A 26,598-nucleotide genomic window follows, 5' to 3' on the forward strand; every position below is an offset into this window, starting at 1 on the left:
GTAGAGTGCCGCCTTCATGAGCACCCCCCAAATCGTCGCCTGGATCCTTCTCGCCGTGCTGGTCTTCTGGGCCGTCGGCGCCTACAACCGGCTGGTGCGCCTGCGCAACGTGATCGGCAACGCCTTTGCGCAGATCGACGTGCAGCTCAAGCGCCGCTACGACCTGATCCCGAACCTGGTCGAGGTCGCCCGCAAGTACGTGACCCATGAGCGCGAGACGCTGGAAGCCGTGACCGCCGCGCGCAACCAGGCCAAGGCCGCGGCCGACCTGGCCCGCTCGCGCCCCGGCGCCGCCGGGCCGGTCACCAGCCTCGCGATGGCCGAAGGCGTGCTCGGCACGGCGATGGGCCGGCTGATGGCCCTGGTCGAGGCCTACCCCGAGCTGAAGGCCGACCAGAGCCTGCGCGAACTCTCCGAGGAACTGACCAGCACCGAGAACAAGGTCGCGTTCTCGCGCCAGTTGTTCAACGACGCGGCCTTCGACTACAACGTCGCCGCGCAGCAGTTCCCGACCCGCCTGCTGGCCGCGCTGTTCGGCTTCCGCGAGGCCGCGATGCTGCAGTCCACCACCAGCGAGGCCGAACGCACCGCGGTGCGCGTGCAGCTGTAGTCCGCACGCCCCCGTGCGCTTTCGCGACCAGCAGCACGAGACCCGCCAGGCCACGCTGCGGCTGCTGGCGCTGTTCGCGCTGCTGCTGATCGCGCTGGTGCTGGTGGTCAACGCGGCGCTGTTCGCGCTGTGGTGGGGCGGCACGGCGCTGCTGCTGCGCGGCACCGGCTTCCTCGGCCTGCCGCCGCTCTTCTTCGAGTCCAACACCGCGATCGTGCTGCTGTTCGTGCTCGGCGGCTGCTGGGTCGAGACGGTGCGGCTGCGCAGCGGCGGTGGCGCCCATGTGGCCGAATGGGCCGGCGGGCGCGAGCTGCTGGACGCACGCGACGTGACGGAACGCCGGCTGCTGAACATCGTCGACGAGATGGCCCTCGCCTCCGGCCTGCCGCGCCCACGCGTCTACCTGCTGGAGCACGAGCACGCGATCAATGCCTTCGCGGCCGGCTGGTCGGCCGAGGAATCGGTGATCGCGGTGACGCGCGGCGCATTGCAGCGCCTGACCCGAGACGAGCTGCAGGGCCTGGTCGCGCACGAGTTCGGCCACATCCACAACGGCGACCTGCGCCTGCACATGGTGCTGCTCGCGCTGGTGTGGGGGCTGTCGCTGGTGCACGGCTACGGCCACCGGCTGTTCGACACCGACGAAGCGGGCAACCGCACGTTCCCCGGCGTGCTGATCGGCCCCGTCTTCATCGCCGCCGGCAGCCTGGGCTGGGCCGCCGGCCGGGTGCTGCAGGCCGCCGTGTCGCGCCAGCGCGAACTGCTGGCCGATGCGAGCGCGGTGCAGTTCACCCGCAGCCGCGACGGGCTGGGCGGCACGCTGCGCAAGATCTGGCACCAGGTCGACGAGCACGAGGCCGCGCTGCACCGCGTGCCCTCGCGCCTGATGGCCGGCCAGCTGATGCAGGCGCCGGCGGGCTGGCTGTCGACGCACCCGCCGCTGCCCGAGCGGGTGCGCCGTGTCTACGGCCGCACGATGGCGCCGCTCGCGGCGCCCACGCTGCCGGTCGACGAGGCCGGCGAGCCGCGCCGCGTGCCCCCCGCATCGCCGGCGGTCGCCACCCTTTCTCCCATCGCCTATGCTGTCCCCATGCCCGAGACACCCGACTCCGGCGGCACGCTGCCGCAACCCCGTCCCAGCTCAGACGACGACGAGCGCGAGGCGATCGACCGCCTCGGCCGCGTGCACGGCCCCGGCGAAATGCGGGCGGTGCTGCTGGCGCTGATCGCGACGCCCGGCAGCCAGCGCGAACGGCGCGCCTGGCGCGACGAGACCAAGGGCCTGAGCACCGCCGATGCGCTGCGCGACGAGGTCAAGAAGCTGAGCGCCGCGGCACGCCTGCCGTGGCTCGAGGTGCTGCTCGGGCGCATCGCCCGCGCGCCGCTGCACGACCGGCAGGATGTCGTCGAAGCGGCGCGCCGCGTGATGGCGGCCGACGGCCTGGTTCGCCCGATCGACCGGCTGCATTGGCTGGCGCTGCGGCACCGGCTGGGCGAAGCGCGCCCACCGAGCCCGAACACCAGCGCGGGCAACGACCTGGCCGACCTGCCCGAATCGGCGCTGCTGCAGGTGGCGAGGCTGACGGCCTTCCTGTCGCGCCTGGTGCCCGATGGCGAGCTCGAGAGCGGCGCGGCCTGGTACCAGTCGGTGATGAAGCGCTGGGTGCGCGGCGCCATCGTGCCGGCGCCCGAGCTGCCGGATGCCGACGAGGTGGCGCATGCGCTCACCGTCGTGCAGGCGCTGCCGTGGATGCTGCGGCCGGTGCTGGTGCGCGCCTGGCTGGAAGCGGCGCTGGCTGCGAGCCCGATGAACCGGCTGTCTGACAGCGCGGCCGATGCGCTGCGCCTGGCCGGGCTGCTGCTCGACTCGCCGATGCCGCCCGAGCTGGCGCGGCACTACATCGAGCTGCCGGCGGCGCTGGTGGCCGCGATCAGCCCAGGCACATGACCGACGCGGTGGCGACCAGTTCGTCGAACAGCGCCATCGACACCTCGCCCGACACCGCATACGGATCGAGCTCGGCCTTCTCGGAGTACTTCAGCAGCAGCGCCGGGTTCAGCATGTTCATCTGCACCTGGCCCATCGACCAGCCGGCGAAGCGGCGTTCGCCGATCTCCTCGTAGCGCAGCAGCGCCACGTCGCGGTGGCGCGGGTCGTTGGCGATGCGGTTGTACAGCTGGCTCACCGGCAGCCGCCCGCCCTCGAGCACCTGCAGGAAGATGCCGCCCGAAAAGCACAGCACGCCGGTCACGCCGACCTGCGGGTTGTGGGCGCGCGACTTCTTCATGATGGCCGCGAGCGCCTCGTTGTCCATCGACGCGGCGGCACGGCTGGCGTACATCAGGCGCACGAGCATGGCAAATCCTTTCAGGTCTTCTTGCTCAGCAGGGACAGGAACTCGCGGCGCAGGTTCGCGTCCTTCAGGAACGCGCCGCGCATCACGCTGTTGGTCATCATCGACTGGTCGTCCTTGACGCCGCGCCAGTGCATGCAGAAGTGGTCGGCTTCCATCACCAGCGCGAGGCCGTCGGGCTTGACCCGGCTCTGCAATTCGTTGGCCAGCATCGTGACGGCCTCCTCCTGGATCTGCGGGCGGCTCATGATCCAGTCGCAGATGCGGGCGTACTTCGACAGCCCGATCAGGTTCGAATGCTCGTTCGGCAGGATGCCGATCCACACGCGCCCCATGATCGGGCACAGGTGGTGCGAGCAGGCGCTGCGCACCGTGATCGGGCCGACGATCATCAGCTCGTTGAGCCGCTCGACGTTCGGGAATTCGGTGACCGCGGGGATCGGCACGTAGCGGCCGCGGAACACCTCGGTCAGGAACATCTTCGCGACGCGCTTGGCGGTCTCGTGGGTGTTGTGGTCGCTCTCGGTGTCGATCACCAGCGCCTTCAGCACCTCCTGCATCTTGGCTTCGACCTCGTCGCGCAGCTCGTCGATCTCGCCGTCGCGGATGTGGGCGGCGATGTTGTCGTTGGCGTGGTAGCGGCAGTCGGCGCCGACCAGCCGGTAGCGGATGCGCTCGGACGCGGGCAGGGCGGCGAGTTCTGCTTCGCTTCGGGCGTCGCTGAGGGGGGGCGCTTTCGGCATGTCGGCCTTTCTGGGTACTGCGCGAGGTCGGGGCGGATCGGCGATTGTGCCGGTATCTCGCCCGTAGACTCTCGCCCGTGACCTCCCTGCCCCTCTCCCAGCTCCTCCTCCATGTCGCGACCGCCGTGCAGGCCGTGCGCGACGGCCGCTCCCTCAACGACGCGCTGGCGCGCTGCCCTGCCGAGGCCCGGCCCGGCACGCAGGCCCTGGCGTTCGAGGTGATGCGCAAGCTCGGTGCCGCCGAGGTGCTGCGCCGCCGGCTGGTGCCGAAGCCGCCACCGCCGTTCGTCGACGCGCTGCTGCTGAGCGTGCTGGCGTTGATGTGGCCGGGCGAGGAGCAGGAGGGTGCCGAGGTGGCCGTCGACGGCGCCCGCTACGCACCCCACACGCTGGTGAACCAGGCGGTGGAGGCCGCCAAGCAGCGCGCCCGCGCCAGTGCGTCCTTCGTCAATGCCGTGCTGCGCCGCTTCCTGCGCGAGCTGCCGGCCCAGGTCGCCGCGGCACTCGCCGACCCGCTCGCCCGCTACAACCACCCACGCTGGTGGATCGAGCGGCTGCAGGCCGATTGGCCGGACCACTGGCAGGCGCTGCTCGCCGCCAACAACAGCCGCCCGCCGATGACGCTGCGTGTCAATGCGCGCCGCGGCACGCCCGAGGCCTATGTTCAGCGGCTCGCCGAGGCCGGGCTCGAGGGCCGCGTCGCCGGCCCGCATGCGGTGGTGCTGGCCCAGCCGACCGCGGTGCAGCGGCTGCCCGGCTTCGCGGCCGGCGATGTCTCGGTGCAGGACGCCGCGGCCCAGCTCGCCGCTCCGCTGCTGATCGGCGATGGCCTGCCGGCCGGCGCGCGGGTGCTGGACGCCTGCGCGGCCCCCGGCGGCAAGACCGCCCACCTGCTGGAGCTGGCCGACCTCGACGTGACCGCGCTCGACAGCGACCCGAACCGGTTGGCCCGGGTGCGCGACACGCTGGCCCGGGTCGGCCAGCGGGCCACGCTGGTGGCCGCCGACGCGCGTGACACCGCGGCCTGGTCGCAGGGCCGGCCGTTCGACGCGATCCTGCTCGACGCCCCCTGCAGCGCCTCGGGCATCGTGCGCCGCCATCCGGACGTGCGCTGGCTGCGCCGCTCGACCGACATCCCGACGCTGGCCGCGCTGCAGGGCGAGCTGCTGGACGCGCTGTGGCCGCTGCTGCAGCCGGGCGGCCGGCTGGTGTACTGCACCTGCTCGGTGTTCCAGGCCGAGGGACGCCAGGTGATCGACGCTTTTTTGCAACGCGAAACCGGCGCGTCCGTGGCTTCCGAGCGGCCTTCGCCCGGCCACCTGCTGCCGCTCGCCGACAATCCAGGCGAAGGCCACGCGCTCCAACCGGGTGCATCGCCCGACGGCTTCTTCTACGCACTGCTGACCAAATCCTAGAACGCATCCGTGCTGCGCTCTCTCCGGCTCTCTCCCAGGCAAGGCTGTGGTGCCCCCCGCGCGAGTCGCTGGGGGCGGCTGTTGCTGTGGCTGGCCATGGCGCTGCTGGTGACGCTGCACGCGCCGCTGCGCGCCGAGCCGATCGAGCTCGAGAGCTTCGACCTGGTGCGCAGCGAAGACGGCCTGACGCTGGGCTTCTCGGCCCAGTTCGAGCTGCCGCGGTCGGTCGAGGACGCGCTGCTGAAGGGCGTGCCGGTGTATTTCGTCGCCGAAGCCGAGGTCTACCGCGATCGCTGGTACTGGCGCGACAAGCTGGTGTCGTCGGCGACCCGCACCTGGCGCCTGGCCTACCAGCCGCTGACGCGCAAGTACCGCGTCACCTTCGGCGGGCTGCACCAGAGCTACGACAATCTGTTCGACGCACTCGCCTCGCTGCGCCGCGTCGTCAGCTGGCGGTTGGCCGATGCCGGACAGATCGAGGACGATGGCCACCACTACATCGAGTTCAGCTACCGGCTGGACACCAGCCAGTTGCCGCGGCCGATGCAGATCGGCATCGGCGGCCAGGCCGACTGGACACTGCGGGTCGAGCGCTTCAAACGCTTCTGACACGCAACGCATCAAGGGTGATCGCTACGTCGTCGTGGGTTCGTCACTGACATGACCAAGGCTTCGCGCTGGGCATGGATCGTCTCGCTGGTCGCCGTCACCGGCGCGGGGCTGGTGCTGGTGTTCCTGTTGTCGATCGCCACCAACAGCCGCGGGCTGTACGAGAAGCACTACGTCTGGCTGTTCTGGGTCAACCTGATCGTCGCCGCCCTGCTGTTGCTGGTGATCGGCATCGCGTCGGTGCGCCTGCTGCTGCGGGTGCGGCGCGGCAAGTTCGGCAGCCGGCTGCTGCTGCGGCTGGCCGCCATCTTCGCGATGGTGGGCGTGGTGCCGGGGCTGCTGATCTACACGGTGTCGTACCAGTTCGTCTCGCGCAGCATCGAGACCTGGTTCGACGTGAAGGTCGAGGGCGCGCTTGATGCCGGCCTGAACCTCGGCCGCGGCACGCTCGATGCGCAGGTCAACGACCTCGCGAACAAGACCCGGCTCGCCGCCGAGCGCCTGGCCGACAGCACGCCGACCGTGCAGCCGCTGCAGCTGGAACGGCTGCGCGAGCAGTTGTCGGCGCAAGAGGTGACGGTGCTCGGCCCGAGCGGCCAGGTGCTGATGACGGTGGGCCCGAGCGCTGCGGGCAACCTGTCGCCCGACCGGCCGACGCAGGCGCAGCTGCGCCAGGCGCGCGGCTCGCGCGTGTTCAGCCAGCTCGAAGGGCTCGACGAGGACACCGCGGCGAACTCGGGCACCGCGCGCATCAAGGCGCTGGCCTTCATGCCGAGCGCCAACATCTCGCTCGACGGCCAGGACCGCTTCCTGCTCGTCAGCCAGTTGCTGCCGAGCTCGGTGGTGACGAACGCGCTGGCGGTGCAGGCGGCCTACCGCGAGTACCAGCAGCGTTCGCTGGCACGCGACGGGCTGCGGCGCATGTACATCGGCACGCTGACGTTGACGCTGATCCTCGCGGTGTTCGGCGCGCTGCTGCTCGCGGTGACGCTGGGCAACCAGCTCGCGCGGCCGCTGCTGGTGCTGGCCGAAGGCGTGCGCCAGGTGGCGCGCGGCGACCTGACGCGCAAGCAGGTGGTGTCCTCGCGCGACGAACTGAGCGGCCTGACGCGCTCGTTCGCCGACATGACCGAGCAGCTGTCCGATGCGCGCTCGCTGGTGCAGCGCAGCCTGGCTCAGCTGGAAGCGGCGCGCACCAACCTGCAGACCATCCTCGACAACCTGACCGCCGGCGTGATCGTGTTCGACCGCGATGGCCGCATCGACACCGTCAACCCGGGCGCCACGCGCATCCTGCGGTTGCCGCTGTCGGCCTACCGCGGCCGCACGCTGGCCGAGGTGCCGGGGCTCGAATCCTTCGGCCAGGCGGTGCTGCAGCGCTTCGACCTGCACCGCAGCAGCCCCGAGGCCGGCGAGCGCGACCACTGGCAGGATGCGTTCGACCTGCAGACCGCGCCCGACCGCGACAAGGTGACGCTGCTGGTGCGCGGCGCCGCGATGCCGCACGACGGCCGGCTGATGGTGTTCGACGACATCAGCGACGTGGTGTCGGCGCAGCGTGCCGAGGCCTGGAGCGAGGTGGCGCGGCGCCTCGCGCACGAGATCAAGAACCCGCTGACGCCGATCCAGCTGTCGGCCGAACGGCTGCAGCACAAGCTCGAGTCGAAGCTCGAGGGGCTCGACCAGGCGATGCTGGTGCGCTCGGTCGGCACCATCGTCAGCCAGGTGCAGGCGATGAAGACGCTGGTCAACGAGTTCCGCGACTACGCGCGCTTGCCGGCGGCGCGGCCGCTCGCACTCGACCTGAACGGGCTGGTGGCCGAGGTGCTGACGCTGTACGCCACCGCGCAGGAATCGGGGCAGCTGCGCACCGACTTCGCGGCCGACCTGCCGCCGATCATCGGCGACACGACGCAGCTGCGCCAGGTCATCCACAACCTGGTGCAGAACGCGTTCGATGCGGTGGCCGAGCGGCCCGACGGCCAGGTGCGGGTGGCCACCGAGCTCGCGCGCACCGAGCAGGGCGAGGTGCGCGCGGTGCGGCTCCAGGTGATCGACAATGGCCCGGGATTCGCGGACAAGGTGCTGAAGCGGGCGTTCGAACCGTACGTCACCACGAAGAGCAAGGGGACCGGCCTGGGCTTGGCCGTCGTCAAGAAAATCGCCGATGAACACGGGGCGCGCATCCGGCTGGCCAACCTCACCGAGGCGTCCGAGCACGGAGAAGTCGTGATCGGCGCCCAAGTTTCGCTATCATTTTCAAAATTCGCACCGGTTGGGTCCGCTGAAGCGGCCGCCGCCGACAGCCGGGTGCACTGAGGGTTCATGGCCACCATTCTTGTTGTAGACGACGAACTGGGCATCCGCGCCCTGCTGTCGGAGATCCTGACCGACGAAGGCCATCAGGTCGAACTGGCCGAGAACGCCGCGCAGGCCCGCGCGTGCCGGGAGCGCGTGCGCCCGGACCTGGTGCTGCTCGACATCTGGATGCCCGATGTCGACGGCATCACGCTGCTGAAGGAATGGGGCGCGACCACGCTGCTGACGATGCCGGTGATCATGATGTCGGGCCACGGCACGATCGACACCGCGGTCGAGGCGACGAAGGTCGGCGCCATCGCATTCCTCGAGAAGCCGATCACGCTGCAGAAGCTGCTGCGCGCGGTGGAGCAGGCGCTGGTCAAGCCGAACAGCCGCGCGGCCCCGCCGCCGCCCCCCCCGCCGCCGCCGCCGTTGCCGCGCATCGAATACGGCATGCCGCTCGAGTCGATTCCGGTGAGCCAGGTGGTGGCGCTGCCGCTGCCGCCGATCGGGCCGCAATCGGAGCAAAGCTTCGAACTCGACCGGCCGCTGCGCGAGGCGCGCGATGCCTTCGAGAAGAGCTATTTCGAGTTCCACCTGGCCAAGGAGAACGGCAGCATGACGCGCGTCGCCGAGAAGACCGGGCTGGAGCGCACGCATCTGTACCGCAAGCTGAAGCAGCTGGGCGTCGACCTGACGCGCAACAAGCGCAGCGGCGGCATCTGATCGAAGCCTGCCGGCAAGCTGCTATACTCGTCGGCTCACGGCCAAGTAGCTCAGTTGGTAGAGCAGCGGATTGAAAATCCGCGTGTCGGTGGTTCGATTCCGCCCTTGGCCACCAGATTCAGACGCCTTGAAAGCCCGGCCCCTCACGGCCGGGCTTTTTTGTTTCCGGCGTTGTTGTCGGCAGCCTCACAGGTATCCATCCGGCAACTTTGCGGCATCGCTCGCCAACGTCAACAGCCGGGCAGCCTGCGCAACGACGAAGTCCCGAAGCTGCAGCGAGAAGCCGCGCTCTTCTTCGAGGTAGTCGATAGCGTTTGCCTGCAACGGCGCATGCTCGGTCGCCAGCCTGGCGAGGCGCGCAGCCTCTCGCTTCAACAATCGACGATCGATGCCGCACCGCTGCGCGAAATCGGCCAACTGAAATGCGCCGACTTCATCGTGCGAGAACGCGTCGCCATAGGCCATCGCCAGTTCGTGGTCGATGGCTGGGTACTGCAGCACGCTGACGAGGTCATACCAGGGCGCCGGCTCCAACCCCTGCGGGCGCACGAAGAACGAGAAGTTCTTGCCATGCGCGTCGCCGTTGCCGATGAGGAACTGGAACAGCGCCCACCGGAGCAAGGTGAGCCGTGCCGAGGCCTTGTTGAGCGTCTGCTCCACGCGGTCGAACAGCATGCTGAAGCTGACGCCTTCGCGGATGTCGCGAACCTGCTCGCCGCTTCCGAAATTGCGCTCGTACTTGTAGGTCACCGGCAGGTCCGAGGCCTGGCATGCGTCGATGACGTGCAGCCGCTTCACGGTGGCCTGCGCTGCGCCGTTCGACACCACGCGATCGAAGCGACGGACGACCAGCACCGGCCTCGGCGTCCGGTAGATGCCGACGTCCGCGACGGGAAGGCCCATGCGCTTGGCGAGCGACATGCAGAAATGCTCGTTGACCACGAGGTGCGGTGTCGCCCTGCGGTCCGGCTCCGGCTTCAGGATGTGCGTCGACGCAAGCGGGGGCTCGACGAGGAACATGCGGCCGCCTTCGTCGAGCGGACGGTCGAGCCAGACCATCAGCTTGTCCTGCACCCCCGCGATGGACATGCGAACCTTGCCGTCCCACACCGCCAGCGGAATCGCGTCGCGCTCGCTCAACCGCCGGTTCAGTTCGTCGCGTGTCACCTCGCGTGGTGGCGTCGCGGCGATGGCGGGCGGCACCTCGCCCGTGGGCCAGAACCTGAATGCGCCTGTCGTCTCGGTGCCGAGCGCATTGATGAGCGCGAACACGTTGGCCTTGGACACGCGGCAGGTCGTGGCGATGACGTCGAGCGCACGGCCTTCAGGCAGCAGGTTCTCGACGAAGCGTTTCACGGCACCGGCGGCGTAGCCGGTCGCAGGTGGCTTGAGCGGCAGCGCCGGTGACAGCGGGAAGGCCTGCGGCGTGTCGACCCACGAGGGGGCGTAATCGAGAGACCACCGATCCTCCAGCGGTTCATGGCCCAGCGTGGCGACCTGCAGGCCGTCGGCCCAGAGGGCGAGCGAATGCGGTGGGGTCGTCAGTGGCGTCATGGCTGATCGAGATGCCCGGTGACGGAGCGCGACACCGCGTGCATCCAAGGGTCGTCCTTCGGGCCGACCACGAGCGCCAGACCCAACCCGTCCAGCACGGCCAGGAGCTTGTCGAGGCGGACGGATCCCTTGCCGTTCTCGAGCCGGGAGAGCAGATCGACCGAGACGCCACTCAGTGACGCCGCGTCGTCGATCCGCAATGACTGTTCGCGCCGCCGCGCCCGCACGGCAGGGCCCAGGTCAGACACAGCGGCGATATGAAGCGGGCCCGGCGAGGAGGGGTCGGTCGGCATTTCGGAATTCGAGAGGTGTGGGTGAATTTCCGGCATCGAAGCCGTCGATTCCTGAAATTCCGAAACTATGCGACGTCTGCGCCTCCACGGCAAGCAATTCCGCAAACTCCGAAATTCGATGCCGTCAATGTCCGGTTCCGCGTTGCGCCGCCAGCTTGTTCGCCGCGTCTTGCAGACCCCCCAGGATGCTGTCGGCCAGCCCCTCGGGAAAGTCCCCCGGCAGCTGCGCGCGCACGGCATCCACCACCCGCGGCGTCTGCGCGACCAGTTCGTCGATGACGAAGCTGACCTGCCGGCCGTCTTCGGTCACGATGCCATGGCGCGCACCGAGGGCCTCCCAATGCCGACGCTGGATGTCCTGCATCTTCCAGTGCGCGCTCTTCGAGCGCACCGCCATCGCCATCCTCGCCTTGAAGGGCGAGATCTTCGACGGGCCGGCACCCAGCACCGGGTACGCCGACAGCACGTCGTAGAGCGGCGTCAACTGGTAGCGCCCGCCGGGCCGCAGGAAGAGGCTGAAGTTCTTCGCGTGGCCATCCGTCGCGCACAGCATCCAGAACAGCAACTGCGCGCGGAAGAAGGTCCGGCGATCGTGCTCGCGTGCCATCGACCCGTCGAGCACGCCGAGGATGCGGTCCATGCCGGGACCGCCCTCGGCCTCGTACTTGGCCCCGGGCGGCACGCCGCTCGCCTGGCACAGGTCTTCCTGCGGCAGGCGGATCAGCCGCCGCTCGCCGGCCGGGCTGCGCCACCACGCGCGGTCGAAGCGCTCGACCACCAGGGCTTTCATGTCCTCGAACTGCAGCGGCCGGCTGACCGCCACCGGCAGGCCATGGGCCTGCAGGATCAGCGAGCACAGCCACTCGTTCTCAACCGAGTCGCGCATGTCGATCTTCATGCCGCCGATCAGCCCCAGCGGCAGCTTGAAGATGTGCGTGGTGGGCATGCCGCCCCGCGGCAGGCACCAGCGACCGTCCTGGAACAGCAGCGCCGTCTTCTCTTGCGCGCCCGCGATGGAGATGCGGAAGTCGTCGTCGTTGGCCACCAGGCCCAGCGCATGCGGCGTCGTGGTTCCGCGCAGCACCTCGGCGACGTCGGCGTCGGTCAGCGGCTGCGCCTGCAGGGTCGACGGGTCGGCCGGGGTCTGGTCCGTCGGCAGGATTTCCAGCGCCCCGACGCAGTCGCGACCGGTCTCGGCCAGCAGGTCGAACGCATCGGTCGTGCCGGTCTCGTAGCGGCGTGCCATCCGCTCGCGGATGTCCTGACTGTCCGGCAACAGATTGTCGAAACAGGCGCGAACCTTGTCGCCGCGATGCGGCCCGTTGCCCGGGGTGAACGGCAGCGACAACGACAGCGGCCTCCCCTGCTCCGACCGCGTCCAGTCGAGGTCGTACTGCAGCGTGTCCGGCCCGTTCGGGGCCCGGCTCCAGGTGCCGACGAAGACCCCGTTCATCCAGAGCCCCAGCGAGCGGGTGTGCGAGCGGCGTCCCATGGGTCACCAGGCCGGTGTGCGCGGATCGGCCGCAGCCGGCTGCGTGGGGCCGGACGCCGGCTTGCTCAGCACCAGCTCGACACCGAGGATGCCCAGCAGTTTCAGCAGCCGCGCGCTGCCCACTTTTTCGGCATTGCGCTCCAGCGCCGAATAGGTCTGCTGGGTCACGCCGAGGCGCAGGGCGGCTTCGCTTTGCGTCAGGCCGGCCTCCTTGCGGAAGGCCTGCAGCAAGGTCGGCAATTGGTCGGCCGTGCGAACGGTGAAGTCAGGCATACAAATTCCAGGCTGTATTTCTGATTCACATATTCTAGCCTGTAGATCTGATTTACTGCTTGAATGCTGTAAACCCGGTAAACAGCCCATGAACTGTTTCTATCCATCCGAACAATCGCACACATCTCCCCAATATTGGGGATGAATGGCCGCTTGCGGGGGCCGTCCGCCCCATGGCGCCGCTTATGCTCTCGCCCCAAACGGCGCAGGGGCTTGCGCCCTGGAGGGATTCAATGGAAGGCAGTGCACAAGTGCGCCTGGTGTTCGCGGGCGAACTGGTGGGTGGGTTTCGTGCCGACGACGTCAAGCGGAGCTTCGGCCAGGCGTACAAGGTCGACGGCGAACGGCTCGATGAGGTGTTCTCCGGCGGGCGCACCGTGATCAAGCGCGCCGTGGCCCAGGACGATGTCGAGCGCTACGTCCAGAAGTTTCGCCAGATGGGCATGCAGGTGCTGGTCGAGACGATGGACGGCAAGCCCGTGCCGGTCCCACCGACGCCGCCAGCGGTGGCGCCCCCGCCGGCACCCGCGATGACCGCCACGGCGGCGCCCGTCGCTGCACCGCCGCCGAAGCCGCTCGCGGCCACGATCCCACCGCTCGCGCCGCTCGAAGAGCAGGTGACCTGCCCCAACTGCGGCGAACGCCAGCCCCAGCGTGCGTTCTGCCGCAACTGCTCCACCGACATCGCGCGCGCGATCGCCAACAAGCAGGAAGAGATGGACCGCGCCCGCGCCGAGCGCCTGGCGGCCCGCAACGGCGGTCGCTATGCGCCGCCGAAATCCGGTGTCGCGGTGATGCACGAAGGCACCGACGACCTGCCGCCGGTGATGAGCCTGAGCTTCGACGGCCGCATGGGCCGCATCGCCTACTTCAACACCGGCATGCTGAGCCTGCTCGGTGTCGCATTGATCGGCATCGGCGCGGCCGTGATCATCCCGATCTTCCGCTCGGCGGCGGTCGTCGTGCCGCTGCTGCTGGCATTCGCCGCCTTCGGGGTCTGGTCGATGCGCGTCAGTGCGATCCGGCTGCACGACCTGAACCGCAGCGGCTGGTGGTCCCTGTTGCTGCCGGTGCCGGTCGCCGGCTCGCTGGTCGGCCTCGCGATGATGTTCTGGCCCGGCACCGACGGTGACAACGACTACGGCCCGCAGCCTCGCCAGGGCAACGGCGTTGCCGCCATGATCATGGGCATCCTGCTGGTGCTGATGCTGGCGACCTCGCTGTTCTCGTACCGCTCGTACACCAAGCGCCTCCACCGCGAGGCCGCCGAGTCGTCGACGCAGGAGCAGTTCGACCCGCGTGCCGCCCAGGCCGCCGACGTGATCACCGGCCCGGACGCGCTGAAGGCCTTCACCGACGACTACCTGGCCCAGCCGAACCACAAGGCCTTCGCGTCGTCCGACAGCGGCGCTTTCGGCTGGCGCTCCGGCCAGGGCTCACCGCGCGAGGCGGCGCGCCAGGCCATGTCGGCCTGCGAGGTCAACCGCAAGCCCTACACCGAACCGTGCGCGCTGGTGAACGTCAACGGGCAGTGGCTCAAGCAGCACTGAGCAATTCGCGCAACGCCCGCTCGAACACCTCGGGCGGCTGGCCGCCCTGGATCAGGTGGCGGTCGTTGATGATCACCGAAGGCACGGCCTGGATGCCGTGCTGGCGGTAGAACTCCTCGCGCTCGCGCACCTCGTCGGCGAACTCGTTCGACGCGAGCACCTCGCGGGCACGCTGCACGTCGAGCCCGACCTCGCCCGCCACCGTCACCAGCACTTCGTGCGAGCTGGGGTCCTGGCCGTCGGTGAAATAGGCCTTGAACAGCGCATGCTTCAGCGCGAGCTGCCGGCCCTCGAGTTCGGCCCAGTGCAGCAACCGGTGCGCATCGAAGGTGTTGTAGATGCGCCCGCGCAAATCCATGCGGAACGTGAACCCGAGCGCCGCACCGCGCGCGCGGATGGCCTCGCCGCTCTGCGCCCGCTGCTCGGCGGTCGCGCCGTACTTCTGCATCAGGTGCTCGCCGATGTCCTGGCCCTGCGGCGCCATGTCGGGGTTCAGCTCGAACGGCTGGAAGTGCAGGTCCACCTTCACGGTGTCGCCGAGCCGGGCGATGCCCTCTTCGAGGGACTTGAGCCCGATGGCGCACCACGGGCAGGAAACGTCGGAGACGAAATCGATCTTCATGCCCCCGATTGGATCAGCCCCGCGATCCCCTGGCGGACCGACGGGGCATTCCGGCGGATCAGCCGAACATCTTCTGCAGGCGCTCGCTCACCTGCTGCGGCGTCAGGTCTTCCTTGTGCGTCGAGATGAACCACTGGTGGCCGAACGGGTCGATCAGATGGCCGCTGCGGTCGCCCCAGAACTGGTCGGCCACCGGCATCGTGACCCGTGCGCCCGCGGCCACCGCCTGGTTGACGATCGCATCGGTGTCGGGCACGTACAGCAGTGCCGAGCTCGACGAGCCGCCCAGCGTCAGCGGGCTCAGCGCCTGGTGCTCCGCCCGCTCCTCGGTCAGCATGAACTTCGCGGTACCCACCTGCAGTTCGGCGTGCATCGTCTTGCCGTCGGGCGCGTCCATCTGCATCACCACCTGCGCGCCGAACACCTTCTGGTACCAGGCGATCGCGTCCTTCGCGCCCTTGATCACGAGGTAGGGTGTGCTGCCGGTGGCAGGCGGCACCGGGTTGACCGCCGCGGGGGGTTTCGCCTGCGTCGACTCGATCTGCGCGCGCAAGCGGTCTTCCTGCTCGCGCAGCTCGGGCGTGAACTCGGCGCCGAAGTCCTCGGCTTCGAAGACCTGGCGGATCTCGATCTCCGACGACTCGCCCATCGGGCTCGGGCAGCGCTTGACCCAGGCGATCGCCTCGTCGAGCGAGTTCAGCTTCCAGAGCCAGAAGCCGGCGATCAGCCCCTTGTCGCCGCTGAACGGACCGTTGATGACGCTGCGCTCGCGCCCCTGGAAGCGCACGCGCGCGCCCTTCGAACTCGGCTGCAGCCCTTCACCGGCCTGCATCACGCCGGCCTTCACGAGCTCTTCGTTGAACTGCCCCATGGCCTCGAGCAGTTGGGTGTCGGGCATCACGCCGGCTTCGGAGTTCTTGTCGGCCTTGATCAGGATCATGAATCGCATGCTGGATCTCCTTGGATGAATGGGAAGCGACGGCTTCATGGCTGCGACGCGCCGCAGCGGCGGGAATCGACATGCTGCCCCTTCTTTTTTGTAACCGCGACAGCGCCCGGGTTATCTTTGCGCCTGCCCATCACTCCCGGCCGCCGCGGCCGCGCCACGCCATGCCGATCGAACCGAACCTGCCCCCGACGCCGGTGCGCGTCTGGGACCTGCCGACCCGGTTGTTCCACTGGCTGCTCGTGATCTGCATCGTCGGCTCGGTCGCCAGCGCCAAGGTCGGCGGCAACGCGATGGAATGGCACCTGCGCTTCGGCCTGATGGTGTTCACGCTGCTCGCGTTCCGCCTGCTGTGGGGCTTCGTCGGCGGGCGCTGGTCGCGTTTCGCGAGCTTCATCCATGCGCCGGCCACGCTGCTGCGCCACCTGCGCGGCCAGAGCCGGCGCGACGAATGGCTGGAGGTCGGCCACAGCCCGAGCGGCGCGCTGTCGGTGTTCGCGATGCTCGCGATCCTCGGGCTGCAGGTCGCGAGCGGGCTGGTGTCCGACGACGAGATCTCGACCACCGGGCCGCTGATCCGATTCGTCAGCGGCGCCACCAGCAGCCTCGCCACCTCGTGGCACAAGAGCTGGGGCCAGTGGCTGATCTACACGCTGGTGCTGCTGCACATCGCGGCCATCCTGTTCTACCTGCTCAAGCGCGGCAACAACCTGACCGGCGCGATGGTGCGCGGCGACAAGGCCTTGTCGGATGACACGCCGGCATCGCGCGACACCCTGGTCACACGCCTGCTCGCGCTGGTGCTGCTGCTCGCCTGCGCCGGGGTGGCCGGCTGGGTCTGGAGCCTGCGCACCTGACAAGCCGGGCCGGGATGCCTACACTTGACCCCTGCATGGACACGCCCGTCATCGAACTGGTCGCCCCCGACACGCCGGAGTTGCTCGACGCCACGCGCGCCATCATGCGCGAGTACGCGGACAGCCTGGGCATCGACCTGTGCTTCCAGGATTTCGAGAACGAACTCGCCCGCCTGCCCGGCGACTACGCATCGCCCAGCGGGCACCTGCTGCTCGCGATGGTCGACGGCGCGGTGGCCGGCTGCGGCGCGATCCGCGGCCTGCCCGACGCCGACTACGCGAACGCCTGCGAGATGAAGCGCCTGTTCGTGCGGCCGGCGTTCCGCCGCTTCGGCCTGGGCCGCGTGCTCGCGCAGGCGCTGATGGACGAGGCACGCCGTGCCGGCTACTCGTCGATGCTGCTGGACACGCTCGACGACATGGAAACCGCGCGCGGCCTGTACGCGTCGCTCGGCTTCGAGGAAATCCCGCCGTACTACTTCAACCCGATCCCCGGCGCGCACTACCTGAAGGTGGCGCTCGACTGGCAGACCTCGACCTACTAGCGACGATCAAGGAGATCCCATGAATGCGTTCCGCCAGTTGCTCGGCTCTTCCGGAGCGCACCCGCCGATCGGCACATGGATCTCGTCGGGCAGCCCGATCGTCGCCGAGGCGATGGGCTGCGCCGGCTTCGACTGGGGCGTGCTCGACATGGAGCATTCGCCGCTCGACCTGATGGACCTGGTGCACCTGCTGCAGGCGGTCTCGTCGACCAAGATGCTGCCGGTGGTGCGCGTGCCGTGGAACGACGCGGTGGTGGTCAAGCGCGTGCTGGACGCGGGGGCGTCGACGCTGCTGTTTCCTTTCGTGCAGGATGCCGACGAGGCACGCCGCGCGATCGCCGCGACGCGCTACCCGCCCGACGGCATGCGCGGCATGGCCGGCATCAACCGCGGCTCGCGCTTCGGCACCATCGCCAACCATGCGACCACCGCCAATCAGAACATCGGCGCGATCATCCAGCTCGAGACGCCGGCGGCCATCCAGCAGCTCGAGGCGATCGCCGCGGTGCCGGGGGTCGATGCGATCTTCCTCGGCCCGGCCGATCTGTCGGCCACGATGGGCCACGTCGGCCAGCCGATGCACCCGGCCGTGCTCGACCTGATGTCGCAAGGCGTGCAGCGCTGCAAGGCGATCGGCAAGCCGGTCGGTACCGTTGGCGGCACGCCCGAGGTGGTCGCGCAGTACCGTGCCGCCGGCTTCGATTTCGTCGCGATCGCGTCCGACCTCGGGCTGATGATGCGCGGCGCGCAGGCCGCGCTGGCCGCGCTGCGCACGCGCGACACCGAGCACGTGCACACGCTCGCGAGCGGCACGCGTGCCGAGGCCGCGTACTGACATACCCTGAAGACGCGGGCCCGGCACCCCCAGAAAGAAGCCGGGCACCCGGCCGGTTTCGGCGCGGTACCGGCGTAGCATTGCCGCCATCCTGGGCGCCATGGGCGCCTTGTGTTCCACCCTTGCCGGGAAGGCCAATGACTGGATCGTCGAACAACAGCTTTGAATTGCATGCCGGCGCGTTGCGCCTGGCCGTCCGCCCCGACTTGGGCGGCACCATCGCCGGCCTGTGGCATCGCGACCAACCCATCCTGAGATCCACCGAACCGGGCGACCTGCAGTCCCCGCGCCTGGGCGGCAGCTATCCGATGGTGCCGTACTCCAACCGCCTCGGCTACCGGCGCTTCCGCTGGAAGGGCAAGGACTACACCACCGCGCCGAACTTCGACGACAGCCCGCATTCGCTGCACGGCGTGGCGTGGCAGCGCGCCTGGGAGGTGCTCTCCACCAGCGCGACCGAGCTGGTGCTGGGCTACACCCACGTGCCCGACGAGCACTGGCCGTTCCCGTTCAGCGTGAAGCAGTACTTCACGCTGACGCCGTCGCAATGCGGCGTGCAGCTCGTGCTGACCAACACGCACGACGCCGCGCAGCCGGCCGGTGTCGGCTGGCACCCGTACTTCCACCGCCGCGAGCGCAGCCGGCTGCACATCGACCTGTCCGACCGCTGGGATTCCGACGCCACGCAGCTGCCGGTGCGCAAGCATCCGCAGCCGGGCATCGACGGCGACGTGTCGCACCTCGGCTTCGACAACTGCTTCGAAGGCTGGACCGGCCCGGCACGCATCCGCGATGAGAAGTTCTCGATGCAGGTCACGTCGTCGCTGCCCTACCTCGTCGTCTACACGCCGGCCGAGAAGCCGTACTACTGCGTCGAACCGGTCAGCCACGTCAGCAACGCGATCCACATGGCCGATCCGGCGGCGCACGGCCTGCGCACGCTGCAACCGGGCGAGAGCCTGGATGCGTGGATGAAGATCGACGTGTCGCCGGTCTGAGATGCGCGACCTGACCCCTGACGCGCACGAGCCGCTGCCCGCACCGGCCTCGGTGCTCGGCGAATCGCCGCTGTGGCACCCGGTCGAGCAGGCGCTCTACTGGTGCGACATCGCCGGCTTCGCGCTGAACCGCTTCGATCCGGCGAGCGGCCAGCATGCGCACTGGAGCTTCGCGACCGAGGTCGCGAGCTGCGCCGCGATGCGCGACGGCGGCATGCTGCTGGCGATGCGCGACGGGCTGTGGCGCTTCGACACCCGCACCGGCGAGCGCACGCCGCTCGTCGCCGCGCCGTACGACACCGCGCTCGAACGCTTCAACGACGGCAAGTGCGATCCGCAAGGCCGCTTCTGGGTCGGCACGATCTACGAGCCGCGCAAGCCGGCGCTCGCAGCGCTGTACTGCTTCAGCGGCGGCACGCTGCAGCGCGTCGCCGACGACGTGACGGTGTCGAACGGCCTCGCGTGGAGTCCCGATGGCCGCACGATGTACTGGAGCGACACCACCTCGCACACCGTGTTCGCGATGGACTTCGACGGCGCGAGTGGCCAGCCCGGCCCGCGCCGCGTGTTCGCGCGCTTCCCGTTGAAGCAACCGGAGCAGGACCTCGCCACCTATGGCGGCCGGCCCGACGGCGCGGCAGTCGACAGCGAAGGCGCGTACTGGTCGGCGATGTTCGAAGGCCAGCGGCTGCTGCGCCTGTCGCCCGCCGGCGAGGTGCTCGCCGAACTGAAGCTTCCGGTGCGCTGCGCGACGATGCCGTGCTTCGGCGGTGCCGACCTGAAGACGCTGTACGTGACGACCTCGCGCGAGAAGCGCCCGGCCGACGAACTGGCGCGGCAGCCGCTGGCCGGCCGCGTGCTGGCGTTCCGGGTCGACGTGCCGGGGCTGCCGGCGACGCTCTTCGGCTGAAGCCATGAATCGGGATGAGCAGCTCGCGCGCCTGCGCGACGCCACGCCATGGGACCTGGCGGTGATCGGCGGCGGCGCGACCGGCCTGGGCGTCGCGCTCGACGCGGCGGCGCGCGGCTTCCGCGTCGTGCTGCTCGAAGGCGAGGATTTCGCGAAGGGCACCTCGTCGCGCGCGACCAAGCTGGTGCACGGCGGCGTGCGCTACCTCGCCCAGGGCAACGTCGCGCTGGTGCGCGAGGCCTTGCACGAGCGCGCGACGCTGCTCGCGAACGCGCCCCACCTCGCACAGCCGCTCGCCTTCGTGATGCCGGGCTACCGCTGGTGGGAGCGCTGGTTCTACGGCATCGGGCTGAAGCTCTACGACGCACTGGCCGGCCGGCGCGGGCTGGGCGACACGCAGCTGCTGTCGACCGCGCAGACGCGCGCGCTGCTGCCCACGGTGCGGGCCGAGGGCCTGCACGGCGGCGTCAAGTACTGGGACGGCCAGTTCGATGACGCGCGGCTCGCGATCGCGCTGGCCCGCACCGCCGTCGCGCGCGGCGCCTGCGTCGTCAACCACTGCCGCGTCGACGGCCTGCTGCGCGAAGGCGGCCGCGTGACCGGCCTGCTGGCGCACGACCGCGAGCGCGGCGAACGCTTCACCGTGCGCGCCGCCTGCGTGGTCAACGCCGCCGGCGTGTGGGTCGACGAGATCCGCGACCTCGACCGCGAACCCGGCACGCCCGGCCGCGCGCCGATGGTGGCGCCCAGCCAGGGCGTGCACCTGGTCGTCGACCGCAGCTTCCTGCCGGGCGACCATGCGCTGCTGATCCCGAAGACCGCCGACGGCCGCGTGCTGTTCGCGGTGCCCTGGCTCGGCAAGACGCTGCTCGGCACCACCGACACGCCGCGCGACGACCTGGCGGCCGAGCCGGCGCCGTTCCACGACGAGGTCGAGTTCATCCTGCGAGAAGCAGGCCGCTACCTGAGCCGCGCCCCGACGCGGGCCGACGTGCGATCGGTGTGGGTCGGGCTGCGGCCGCTCGTCAAGCCGCCGGAGGACGACGGTGGCAACACGAAGGCGCTGTCGCGCGAGCACACGGTGATCGTCGGCCGCTCGGGCCTCGTCACGGTGACCGGCGGCAAGTGGACCACCTACCGCGCGATGGCCGAAGACGTGCTCGCACGCTGTGCCGACGCCGCGCTGCTGCCGGCGCGGCCGGCGGGCGTCACGGTGCGGCTGCCGCTGGCGGGCGCGCCGGCCGAGTCCTCGGTGTCACTGACGCGCAGCCCCGGCGAAGCGCGCTACGGCACCGACCTGCCGGCGCTGCGCGCCCTGCCCGGCGCCGACCACTGGCTGTGGCGCGACGGCGACGGCGGGCTGAGCGAGGCGATGGTGCGCTTCGCGGTGCGCATCGAGATGGCCCGCTCCGTCGAAGACGTGCTGGCGCGGCGCTGCCGCCTGCTGTTCCTGGATGCGCGCGAAGCGCTGCGCGTGGCCCCCGAGGTCGGCCGCCTGATGCGCGACGAGTTGGGGGCGGCCTTCAACGAAGCGGCATCGGTCGGCGCCTTCGAGGCGCTGGCGGCCCGCTACCTCGAGCTGCCCTAGATGTCCGCTGTCTGTGTCGGGGTGTGTCAGGGAGCGCGGGTCTTTGCCCATATAATCCCGAGGCTTTGCTGCTGACGACTGTCTTCTCCGCCATGACCGAACCCCTCGACCGTGGCAGAGCCCCAGAAGATGGCATCGACGACCAGCCTTTCAAGACCCTGACGCGTGAAGAAGCTCAGGCCTTGCGAGGACGAATTCCCCAGGTATCGCCCTGGAGGGTGGTTGCGGTGCAGGCGGTGGCGGGTTTGCTTTGCACGGCCATCGCGGTCGTCGTGACGCAACTGACGGGACAAGGATCTGGAGCTGCCTGGTCGGCGTTGTACGGCGCGGCGGCGGTTGTTCTTCCGGCGGCATTGCTCGCCAGGGGAATGACACGCGGGACACGAAACGCGATGGCTGCGGCCGTCGGCTTCATGTTCTGGGAAATGTTGAAGATTGCAGTTGCCATCGCGATGCTGGTGATTGCAGCAAAAGTTGTGCCCAACCTCAGTTGGCCAGTGCTGCTGGTCACGATGGTGGTGTGCATGAAGGTGAACTGGCTGGCGCTGCTGTGGCGCCGCCGCTGATGGATACAGGGTTTCACGAATGACGACCGAAGGCCAAGAGCACGCCCCAAGCGCCGGTGAATACATCATTCACCACCTGCACCATCTGCAGAACAAGCACCAGGAAGGGGTCGTCGACTTCTCGGTGATCAACCTCGATTCGGTGTTCTTCACCGTCGTGCTCGGCGCGCTGGGCTGCTGGCTGCTGTGGCTGGCCGCGCGCAAGGCCACGTCGGGCCGCCCGGGCCGCTTCCAGGCCGCCGTCGAGATCCTGGTCGAGATGGTCGACAGCCAGGCCAAGGGCATCGTCCACAACGCGCAGAGCCGCAAGATGGTCGCGCCGCTCGCGCTGACCGTGTTCGTGTGGATCTTCCTGCTGAACGCGATGGACATGCTGCCGGTCGACCTGCTGCCGTGGGTCAACGCGCACACCGTCGGCCTGCCGTACCTGCGCGTCGTGCCGACCGCCGACCTGTCGATCACGATGGGCCTGTCGCTCGGCGTGCTGCTGGTCTGCCTGTTCTACAACGTCAAGATCAAGGGCGCCGGCGGCTGGGTGCACGAGCTGTTCTCGGCCCCGTTCGGCGACAAGTGGTTCCTGTACCCGGTCAACTTCGCGATGCAGCTGATCGAGTTCGTCGCCAAGACCGTCTCGCACGGCATGCGGTTGTTCGGCAACATGTACGCCGGCGAACTGATCTTCATGCTGATCGCGCTGATGGGCGGCGCCTTCGCCTTCACCGGCACCGGCATCGCGCTGTTCCTCGGCCACATCATCGCCGGCTCGGTGTGGACCATCTTCCACATCCTGATCATCACGCTGCAGGCCTTCGTCTTCATGATGCTGACCCTCGTCTACGTGGGCCAGGCGCACGATCACCACTGATCTTTCGCGGCAGGTCGTTCTTTCTTCTTTCGTTCGTTTTTTTCTACCAAACCTAAACAGGAGTCACCATGGAAGTCATTAGCTTTGTTGCCCTCGCCGCCGGCCTCATCATCGGTCTGGGTGCCGTCGGCGCCTGCATCGGCATCGGCATCATGGGCAGCAAGTACCTCGAGTCGGCCGCCCGCCAGCCCGAGCTGATGAACGAGCTGCAGACCAAGATGTTCCTGCTGGCCGGCCTGATCGACGCGGCCTTCATCATCGGCACCGGTATCGCGCTGTGGTTCGCCACCGCCAACCCGTTCCTGGCCCAGATCGCCAACCTGCCGAAGTAAGCCGCGCCGGATCACCGGAGCCCCTCTCTCTTTAGTTCCAGAGGCAACAACGTGAGCATCAACGCTACGCTGATCGCGCAGTTGATCGTGTTCCTGATCCTGGTCGGGTTCACGATGAAATTCGTGTGGCCGCCCATCGTGAAGGCACTCGACGAGCGTGCGCAGAAGATCGCCGACGGCCTGTCGGCCGCCGACAAGGCGAAAGCCGACCTGAGCGCCGCCAACCGCCGCGTCGAAGAGCAGCTCTCGGCCGCTCGCAACGAAACCGCTCAGCGCCTGGCCGATGCCGAGCGCCTGGCCCAGGCCATGGTCGAAGAGGCCAAGACCCGCGCCAGCGAAGAGGGCGCGAAGATCGTCGCCGCCGCCAAGGCCGAAGCTGCACAGGAATCGCTGAAGGCCCGCGAGGCGCTGCGCGAGCAGGTCGCCGCACTGGCCGTCAAGGGTGCCGAGCAGATCCTCCGCAAGGAAGTCAACGCCGGCGTCCACGCCGACCTGTTGAACCGCCTGAAGACGGAACTCTGACCATGGCCGAGCTCGCTACCATCGCCCGCCCGTACGCGGAAGCGCTGTTCCAGGTCGCCGGCAAGGGTGACCTGAAGCAGGCCTCCGAGCAGCTCGACGCGATCGCGGCCGTCGCCGCGAACGCGCAGATGCGCCAGTACGCCGACAACCCGAAGGCGACCGTCGACCAGGTGTTCGACGTGATCACCTCGGTCGTCAAGTCGCCGCTGTCGGACGCCACGCGCAACCTGCTGCGCGCGATCATCGAGAACGGCCGCCTGGCCGCGCTGCCCGAAGTGGCGGTGCAGTTCCATGCGCTGGTCAGCGAACGCTCGGGCGTCTCGGACGCCACCGTCTACAGCGCCTTCCCGATCGATGCGGCCCAGCTGACGGCCGTGGTCGCGTCGCTCGAGAAGCGCTTCGGTCGCAAGCTGACGGCCAGCGTGCAGGTCGAGCCCGAACTGATCGGCGGCATCCGCGTGGTGGTCGGCGACGAGGTGCTCGACACCTCGGTCAAGGCCCGTCTCGAACAAATGAAGGTGGCGCTCACGGCGTGACGACCCGCAAGGGTTGTCCGCCGCAGGCGACAGCATTCCAACCTGCAGGCCAGCGTGCCGCGGACCGGAGAAAGCAATGCAACTGAATCCCGCAGAAATTTCCGAACTGATCAAGTCCCGCATCGAGGGCCTGGCCGGTTCGACCGACATTCGCAACCAGGGCACCGTGGTGTCGGTGACCGACGGCATCTGCCGCATCCACGGCCTGTCGGACGTGATGCAAGGCGAAATGCTGGAGTTCCCCGGCAACACGTTCGGCCTGGCGCTGAACCTCGAGCGCGACTCCGTCGGCGCGGTGATTCTGGGTGAGTACGAGCACATCTCCGAAGGCGACACGGTCAAGTGCACCGGCCGCATCCTCGAAGTGCCGGTCGGCCCCGAGCTCATCGGCCGCGTCGTCAACGCGCTGGGCCAGCCAATCGACGGCAAGGGTCCCGTCAACGCCAAGCTGCAGGCCCCGATCGAGAAGATCGCCCCGGGCGTGATCGCCCGCAAGTCGGTCGACCAGCCGATGCAGACCGGCCTGAAGTCCATCGACTCGATGGTGCCGGTCGGCCGCGGCCAGCGCGAACTGATCATCGGCGACCGCCAGACCGGCAAGACCGCCGTCGCGATCGACGCGATCATCAACCAGAAGGGTCAGAACATGACCTGCATCTACGTTGCGATCGGCCAGAAGGCGTCGTCGATCAAGAACGTGGTGCGCTCGCTCGAAGCCAACGGCGCGATGGACTACACCATCGTCGTCGCCGCGTCGGCCGCCGAATCGGCCGCGATGCAGTACGTGTCGGCGTACTCCGGCTGCACGATGGGCGAGTACTTCCGCGACCGCGGGCAAGATGCGCTGATCGTCTATGACGACCTGTCCAAGCAGGCCGTCGCCTACCGCCAGGTCTCGCTGCTGCTGCGCCGCCCGCCGGGCCGCGAAGCCTACCCCGGCGACGTGTTCTACCTGCACAGCCGCCTGCTCGAGCGCGCCGCCCGCGTCAACGCCGACTACGTCGAAGCCTTCACCAAGGGTGAAGTCAAGGGCCGGACCGGCTCGCTGACCGCGCTGCCGATCATCGAGACGCAGGCCGGCGACGTGTCCGCGTTCGTGCCGACCAACGTGATCTCGATCACCGACGGCCAGATCTTCCTGGAAACCTCGCTGTTCAACGCCGGCATCCGCCCCGCGATCAACGCCGGTATCTCGGTGTCGCGCGTCGGTTCGTCGGCCCAGACCAAGATCATCAAGAGCCAGTCCGGCGGCATCCGTACCGACCTGGCGCAGTACCGCGAGCTGGCGGCGTTCGCGCAGTTCGCCTCCGACCTCGATGACGCCACCCGCAAGCAGCTCGACCGCGGTGCCCGCGTGACCGAACTGCTGAAGCAGTCGCAGTACTCGCCGTTGTCGATCAGCCTGATGGGCGCGACGCTGTTCGCGGTCAACAAGGGCTTCATGGACGACATCGAGGTCAAGAAGATCCTGGCCTTCGAAGCCGGCCTGCACCAGTTCCTGAAGAGCAGCCACGCAGCCCTGCTGAAGAAGATCGAAGACAGCAAGCAGCTCGACAAGGAAGCGGAAGCCGAATTGTCCGCAGCCGTCACGGCCTTCAAGAAGAGCTTCGCCTGAAGAAGAACCCCTGTCACCTTCGGGTGACCGGAAAACCATAGGAGTTCGCTGATGGCAGCAGGCAAGGAAATACGCGGCAAGATCAAATCGGTGGAGAACACCAAGAAGATCACCAAGGCCATGGAGATGGTTGCCGCCTCCAAGATGCGCAAGGCGCAGGACCGCATGCGCCATGCGCGTCCGTACGCCGAGAAGATCCGCAACCTGGCGGCCAACCTGTCGACGGCCACGCCCGAGTACAAGCACCCGTTCATGGTCGCCAACGACGGCGCCAGGACGGTCGGCTTCATCGTCGTGTCCACCGACAAGGGCCTGTGCGGCGGCCTGAACACCAACGTGCTGCGCGCCGTCACCGGCAAGCTGCGCGAGCTGGAAGCGCAGGGCCTGGGTGCCGAGGCGGTTGCCATCGGCAACAAGGGCCTGGGCTTCCTGAACCGCATCGGCGCCAAGGTGGTGTCGCAGGCCACGCAGCTCGGTGACAAGCCGCACCTCGACAAGCTGATCGGCCCCGTGAAGGTGCTGTTCGACGCGTACGCCGAGGGCAAGCTGAAGCAGGTGTTCCTGTGCTACACGCGTTTCATCAACACGATGAAGCAGGAACCGGTGGTGTTGCAGCTGTTGCCGCTCGCGGCCGACAGCATGGTGGTCGACAAGGGCACGCACGGCTGGGATTACCTGTACGAGCCCGACGCGCCGACGGTGATCAACGAGCTGCTGGTGCGCTACACCGAAGCCCTGGTCTACCAGGCGGTGGCCGAGAACATGGCGTCCGAGCAATCGGCGCGCATGGTGGCGATGAAGTCGGCGACCGACAACGCCGGCAGCGTCATCGGCGAGCTGAAGCTGGTCTACAACAAGACCCGCCAGGCGGCGATCACCAAAGAACTGTCCGAGATCGTTGCCGGTGCGGCAGCGGTCTGACCCAGAAGATTTGATTCAAA

Annotated in this window: 28 protein-coding genes, 1 tRNA gene and 1 pseudogene; 21 read left to right on the forward strand and 9 right to left on the reverse strand. The window is 68.8% G+C overall.

Annotation, left to right across the window (positions count from 1 at the left end; all coding sequences use genetic code 11):
- The first annotated feature begins 16 nt into the window (after positions 1-16).
- Positions 17-610, forward strand: a complete 594-nt coding sequence (locus BUE42_RS02165) for a LemA family protein (RefSeq protein WP_073462470.1) — start codon at positions 17-19, stop codon at positions 608-610.
- Positions 611-623: 13 nt separating this feature from the next.
- Positions 624-2,558 carry a M48 family metalloprotease gene (locus tag BUE42_RS02170; protein ID WP_073462471.1) on the forward strand — a complete coding sequence of 645 codons (1,935 nt, stop codon included), beginning with the start codon at positions 624-626 and terminating at the stop codon, positions 2,556-2,558.
- Here the strand turns inward: BUE42_RS02170 and BUE42_RS02175 are convergent.
- Complete coding sequence (locus BUE42_RS02175; RefSeq protein ID WP_073462472.1) at positions 2,542-2,967, reverse strand: BLUF domain-containing protein; 426 nt, start codon at positions 2,965-2,967, stop codon at positions 2,542-2,544. The genes BUE42_RS02170 and BUE42_RS02175 overlap by 17 nt on opposite strands.
- An 11-nt stretch (positions 2,968-2,978) precedes the next feature.
- On the reverse strand, positions 2,979-3,707 hold the full coding sequence (gene folE / locus BUE42_RS02180; RefSeq protein ID WP_073462473.1) for a GTP cyclohydrolase I: 729 nt from the start codon (positions 3,705-3,707) through the stop codon (positions 2,979-2,981).
- A gap of 86 nt (positions 3,708-3,793) precedes the next feature.
- On the opposite strand from folE, the gene rsmB reads away from it, so the two are divergent.
- From rsmB to BUE42_RS02205, 5 genes are all read left to right on the forward strand, one after another.
- Positions 3,794-5,122 (forward strand): 16S rRNA (cytosine(967)-C(5))-methyltransferase RsmB, encoded by a 1,329-nt coding sequence (rsmB, locus tag BUE42_RS02185; RefSeq protein ID WP_073462751.1) that lies wholly within the window; start codon positions 3,794-3,796, stop codon positions 5,120-5,122.
- 81 nt (positions 5,123-5,203) lie between these two features.
- Positions 5,204-5,731, forward strand: a complete 528-nt coding sequence (locus BUE42_RS02190) for a DUF4390 domain-containing protein (protein WP_235002038.1) — start codon at positions 5,204-5,206, stop codon at positions 5,729-5,731.
- A 51-nt stretch (positions 5,732-5,782) separates the two neighbouring features.
- Positions 5,783-8,050, forward strand: a complete 2,268-nt coding sequence (locus BUE42_RS02195) for a sensor histidine kinase (RefSeq protein WP_073462475.1) — start codon at positions 5,783-5,785, stop codon at positions 8,048-8,050.
- Positions 8,051-8,056: 6 nt separating this feature from the next.
- Positions 8,057-8,758, forward strand: coding sequence for a response regulator (locus tag BUE42_RS02200; RefSeq protein WP_073462476.1), 702 nt, complete (start codon positions 8,057-8,059; stop codon positions 8,756-8,758).
- 39 nt (positions 8,759-8,797) lie between these two features.
- A tRNA-Phe gene (locus tag BUE42_RS02205) sits at positions 8,798-8,873 on the forward strand.
- 71 nt (positions 8,874-8,944) lie between these two features.
- Here BUE42_RS02205 and BUE42_RS02210 read toward each other — a convergent pair.
- The 4 genes from BUE42_RS02210 to BUE42_RS02225 form a co-directional block, all read right to left on the reverse strand.
- The gene (locus BUE42_RS02210; protein WP_200798889.1) at positions 8,945-10,312 is read right to left on the reverse strand and encodes a HipA domain-containing protein; all 1,368 of its coding nucleotides are present in this window, start codon (positions 10,310-10,312) and stop codon (positions 8,945-8,947) included.
- Positions 10,309-10,605, reverse strand: a complete 297-nt coding sequence (locus tag BUE42_RS02215; protein ID WP_073462477.1) for a helix-turn-helix domain-containing protein — start codon at positions 10,603-10,605, stop codon at positions 10,309-10,311. The genes BUE42_RS02210 and BUE42_RS02215 overlap by 4 nt, the downstream gene beginning before the upstream one ends.
- Positions 10,606-10,729: 124 nt before the next feature.
- A complete protein-coding gene (locus BUE42_RS02220; RefSeq protein ID WP_073462478.1) occupies positions 10,730-12,097 on the reverse strand; it encodes a type II toxin-antitoxin system HipA family toxin in 1,368 nt (455 codons plus the stop codon).
- Positions 12,098-12,100: 3 nt separating this feature from the next.
- Entirely contained in the window at positions 12,101-12,370 is a 270-nt protein-coding gene (locus BUE42_RS02225) for a helix-turn-helix domain-containing protein (RefSeq protein WP_073462479.1), read from the reverse strand.
- Positions 12,371-12,603: 233 nt separating this feature from the next.
- Between BUE42_RS02225 and BUE42_RS02230 the strand changes: the two genes are divergently transcribed.
- Complete coding sequence (locus tag BUE42_RS02230; RefSeq protein WP_143171259.1) at positions 12,604-13,920, forward strand: DUF805 domain-containing protein; 1,317 nt, start codon at positions 12,604-12,606, stop codon at positions 13,918-13,920.
- Here the strand turns inward: BUE42_RS02230 and BUE42_RS02235 are convergent.
- The 3 genes and pseudogenes from BUE42_RS02235 to BUE42_RS33590 form a co-directional block, all read right to left on the reverse strand.
- Positions 13,907-14,542: a DsbA family oxidoreductase gene (locus BUE42_RS02235; protein WP_073462481.1), complete on the reverse strand. Its 636-nt coding sequence runs from the start codon at positions 14,540-14,542 to the stop codon at positions 13,907-13,909. The genes BUE42_RS02230 and BUE42_RS02235 overlap by 14 nt on opposite strands.
- Before the next feature lie 58 nt (positions 14,543-14,600).
- Positions 14,601-15,041, reverse strand: a complete 441-nt coding sequence (locus BUE42_RS33585; RefSeq protein ID WP_255376819.1) for a VOC family protein — start codon at positions 15,039-15,041, stop codon at positions 14,601-14,603.
- Positions 15,042-15,059: 18 nt separating this feature from the next.
- A pseudogene (locus BUE42_RS33590) lies at positions 15,060-15,491 on the reverse strand (YciI family protein); the annotation flags it as partial.
- Between the two features lie 161 nt (positions 15,492-15,652).
- Between BUE42_RS33590 and BUE42_RS02250 the strand changes: the two are divergent.
- The 13 genes from BUE42_RS02250 to atpG all read left to right on the forward strand — a co-directional run bounded on the left by BUE42_RS02250 (position 15,653) and on the right by atpG (position 26,578).
- Entirely contained in the window at positions 15,653-16,345 is a 693-nt protein-coding gene (locus BUE42_RS02250) for a cytochrome b/b6 domain-containing protein (RefSeq protein WP_073462482.1), read from the forward strand.
- A gap of 35 nt (positions 16,346-16,380) precedes the next feature.
- The gene (locus tag BUE42_RS02255) at positions 16,381-16,890 is read left to right on the forward strand and encodes a GNAT family N-acetyltransferase (protein WP_073462483.1); all 510 of its coding nucleotides are present in this window, start codon (positions 16,381-16,383) and stop codon (positions 16,888-16,890) included.
- Between the two features lie 19 nt (positions 16,891-16,909).
- Positions 16,910-17,725, forward strand: a complete 816-nt coding sequence (locus BUE42_RS02260) for an HpcH/HpaI aldolase family protein (protein ID WP_073462484.1) — start codon at positions 16,910-16,912, stop codon at positions 17,723-17,725.
- A gap of 137 nt (positions 17,726-17,862) precedes the next feature.
- Entirely contained in the window at positions 17,863-18,723 is an 861-nt protein-coding gene (locus BUE42_RS02265; protein WP_073462485.1) for an aldose 1-epimerase, read from the forward strand.
- Position 18,724: 1 nt separating this feature from the next.
- Positions 18,725-19,633, forward strand: a complete 909-nt coding sequence (locus tag BUE42_RS02270; RefSeq protein WP_073462486.1) for an SMP-30/gluconolactonase/LRE family protein — start codon at positions 18,725-18,727, stop codon at positions 19,631-19,633.
- 4 nt (positions 19,634-19,637) lie between these two features.
- Positions 19,638-21,221, forward strand: a complete 1,584-nt coding sequence (locus BUE42_RS02275; RefSeq protein ID WP_073462487.1) for a glycerol-3-phosphate dehydrogenase/oxidase — start codon at positions 19,638-19,640, stop codon at positions 21,219-21,221.
- A gap of 92 nt (positions 21,222-21,313) precedes the next feature.
- Positions 21,314-21,787, forward strand: a complete 474-nt coding sequence (locus BUE42_RS02280; RefSeq protein WP_073462754.1) for an ATP synthase subunit I — start codon at positions 21,314-21,316, stop codon at positions 21,785-21,787.
- A gap of 19 nt (positions 21,788-21,806) precedes the next feature.
- Positions 21,807-22,652 carry a F0F1 ATP synthase subunit A gene (gene atpB, locus BUE42_RS02285; RefSeq protein ID WP_073462488.1) on the forward strand — a complete coding sequence of 282 codons (846 nt, stop codon included), beginning with the start codon at positions 21,807-21,809 and terminating at the stop codon, positions 22,650-22,652.
- A 68-nt stretch (positions 22,653-22,720) separates the two neighbouring features.
- On the forward strand, positions 22,721-22,984 hold the full coding sequence (atpE, locus tag BUE42_RS02290) for a F0F1 ATP synthase subunit C (RefSeq protein ID WP_047487532.1): 264 nt from the start codon (positions 22,721-22,723) through the stop codon (positions 22,982-22,984).
- Positions 22,985-23,035: 51 nt separating this feature from the next.
- Positions 23,036-23,506 carry a F0F1 ATP synthase subunit B gene (locus tag BUE42_RS02295; protein ID WP_073462489.1) on the forward strand — a complete coding sequence of 157 codons (471 nt, stop codon included), beginning with the start codon at positions 23,036-23,038 and terminating at the stop codon, positions 23,504-23,506.
- 2 nt (positions 23,507-23,508) lie between these two features.
- On the forward strand, positions 23,509-24,042 hold the full coding sequence (locus BUE42_RS02300) for a F0F1 ATP synthase subunit delta (protein ID WP_073462490.1): 534 nt from the start codon (positions 23,509-23,511) through the stop codon (positions 24,040-24,042).
- Positions 24,043-24,118: 76 nt separating this feature from the next.
- Positions 24,119-25,657, forward strand: a complete 1,539-nt coding sequence (gene atpA, locus BUE42_RS02305) for a F0F1 ATP synthase subunit alpha (RefSeq protein ID WP_073462491.1) — start codon at positions 24,119-24,121, stop codon at positions 25,655-25,657.
- 51 nt (positions 25,658-25,708) lie between these two features.
- Complete coding sequence (atpG, locus tag BUE42_RS02310; RefSeq protein ID WP_073462492.1) at positions 25,709-26,578, forward strand: F0F1 ATP synthase subunit gamma; 870 nt, start codon at positions 25,709-25,711, stop codon at positions 26,576-26,578.
- Positions 26,579-26,598 lie beyond the last annotated feature (20 nt).

It is taken from the genome of Rhizobacter sp. OV335, from assembly GCF_900142965.1.
Lineage (GTDB): Bacteria > Pseudomonadota > Gammaproteobacteria > Burkholderiales > Burkholderiaceae_C > Rhizobacter.

Excerpts from the sequence above, each read along its gene's own strand:
- BUE42_RS02200 (WP_073462476.1), top strand. The coding sequence starts at position 8,057 with ATGGCCACCATTCTTGTTGTAGACGACGAACTGGGCATCCGCGCCCTG.
- BUE42_RS02250 (WP_073462482.1), top strand. The coding sequence starts at position 15,653 with ATGCCGATCGAACCGAACCTGCCCCCGACGCCGGTGCGCGTCTGGGAC.
- atpB (WP_073462488.1), top strand. The coding sequence starts at position 21,807 with ATGACGACCGAAGGCCAAGAGCACGCCCCAAGCGCCGGTGAATACATC.
- BUE42_RS02265 (WP_073462485.1), top strand. The coding sequence starts at position 17,863 with ATGACTGGATCGTCGAACAACAGCTTTGAATTGCATGCCGGCGCGTTG.
- BUE42_RS02235 (WP_073462481.1), bottom strand. The coding sequence starts at position 14,542 with ATGAAGATCGATTTCGTCTCCGACGTTTCCTGCCCGTGGTGCGCCATC.
- BUE42_RS02275 (WP_073462487.1), top strand. The coding sequence starts at position 19,638 with ATGAATCGGGATGAGCAGCTCGCGCGCCTGCGCGACGCCACGCCATGG.
- BUE42_RS02195 (WP_073462475.1), top strand. The coding sequence starts at position 5,783 with ATGACCAAGGCTTCGCGCTGGGCATGGATCGTCTCGCTGGTCGCCGTC.
- BUE42_RS02300 (WP_073462490.1), top strand. The coding sequence starts at position 23,509 with ATGGCCGAGCTCGCTACCATCGCCCGCCCGTACGCGGAAGCGCTGTTC.
- BUE42_RS02165 (WP_073462470.1), top strand. The coding sequence starts at position 17 with ATGAGCACCCCCCAAATCGTCGCCTGGATCCTTCTCGCCGTGCTGGTC.
- BUE42_RS02260 (WP_073462484.1), top strand. The coding sequence starts at position 16,910 with ATGAATGCGTTCCGCCAGTTGCTCGGCTCTTCCGGAGCGCACCCGCCG.
- atpA (WP_073462491.1), top strand. The coding sequence starts at position 24,119 with ATGCAACTGAATCCCGCAGAAATTTCCGAACTGATCAAGTCCCGCATC.
- BUE42_RS02215 (WP_073462477.1), bottom strand. The coding sequence starts at position 10,605 with ATGCCGACCGACCCCTCCTCGCCGGGCCCGCTTCATATCGCCGCTGTG.
- BUE42_RS02230 (WP_143171259.1), top strand. The coding sequence starts at position 12,604 with ATGGAAGGCAGTGCACAAGTGCGCCTGGTGTTCGCGGGCGAACTGGTG.
- BUE42_RS02210 (WP_200798889.1), bottom strand. The coding sequence starts at position 10,312 with ATGACGCCACTGACGACCCCACCGCATTCGCTCGCCCTCTGGGCCGAC.
- folE (WP_073462473.1), bottom strand. The coding sequence starts at position 3,707 with ATGCCGAAAGCGCCCCCCCTCAGCGACGCCCGAAGCGAAGCAGAACTC.
- atpE (WP_047487532.1), top strand. The coding sequence starts at position 22,721 with ATGGAAGTCATTAGCTTTGTTGCCCTCGCCGCCGGCCTCATCATCGGT.
- BUE42_RS02225 (WP_073462479.1), bottom strand. The coding sequence starts at position 12,370 with ATGCCTGACTTCACCGTTCGCACGGCCGACCAATTGCCGACCTTGCTG.
- BUE42_RS02220 (WP_073462478.1), bottom strand. The coding sequence starts at position 12,097 with ATGGGACGCCGCTCGCACACCCGCTCGCTGGGGCTCTGGATGAACGGG.
- BUE42_RS02255 (WP_073462483.1), top strand. The coding sequence starts at position 16,381 with ATGGACACGCCCGTCATCGAACTGGTCGCCCCCGACACGCCGGAGTTG.
- BUE42_RS02175 (WP_073462472.1), bottom strand. The coding sequence starts at position 2,967 with ATGCTCGTGCGCCTGATGTACGCCAGCCGTGCCGCCGCGTCGATGGAC.
- BUE42_RS02280 (WP_073462754.1), top strand. The coding sequence starts at position 21,314 with ATGACCGAACCCCTCGACCGTGGCAGAGCCCCAGAAGATGGCATCGAC.
- atpG (WP_073462492.1), top strand. The coding sequence starts at position 25,709 with ATGGCAGCAGGCAAGGAAATACGCGGCAAGATCAAATCGGTGGAGAAC.
- BUE42_RS02270 (WP_073462486.1), top strand. The coding sequence starts at position 18,725 with ATGCGCGACCTGACCCCTGACGCGCACGAGCCGCTGCCCGCACCGGCC.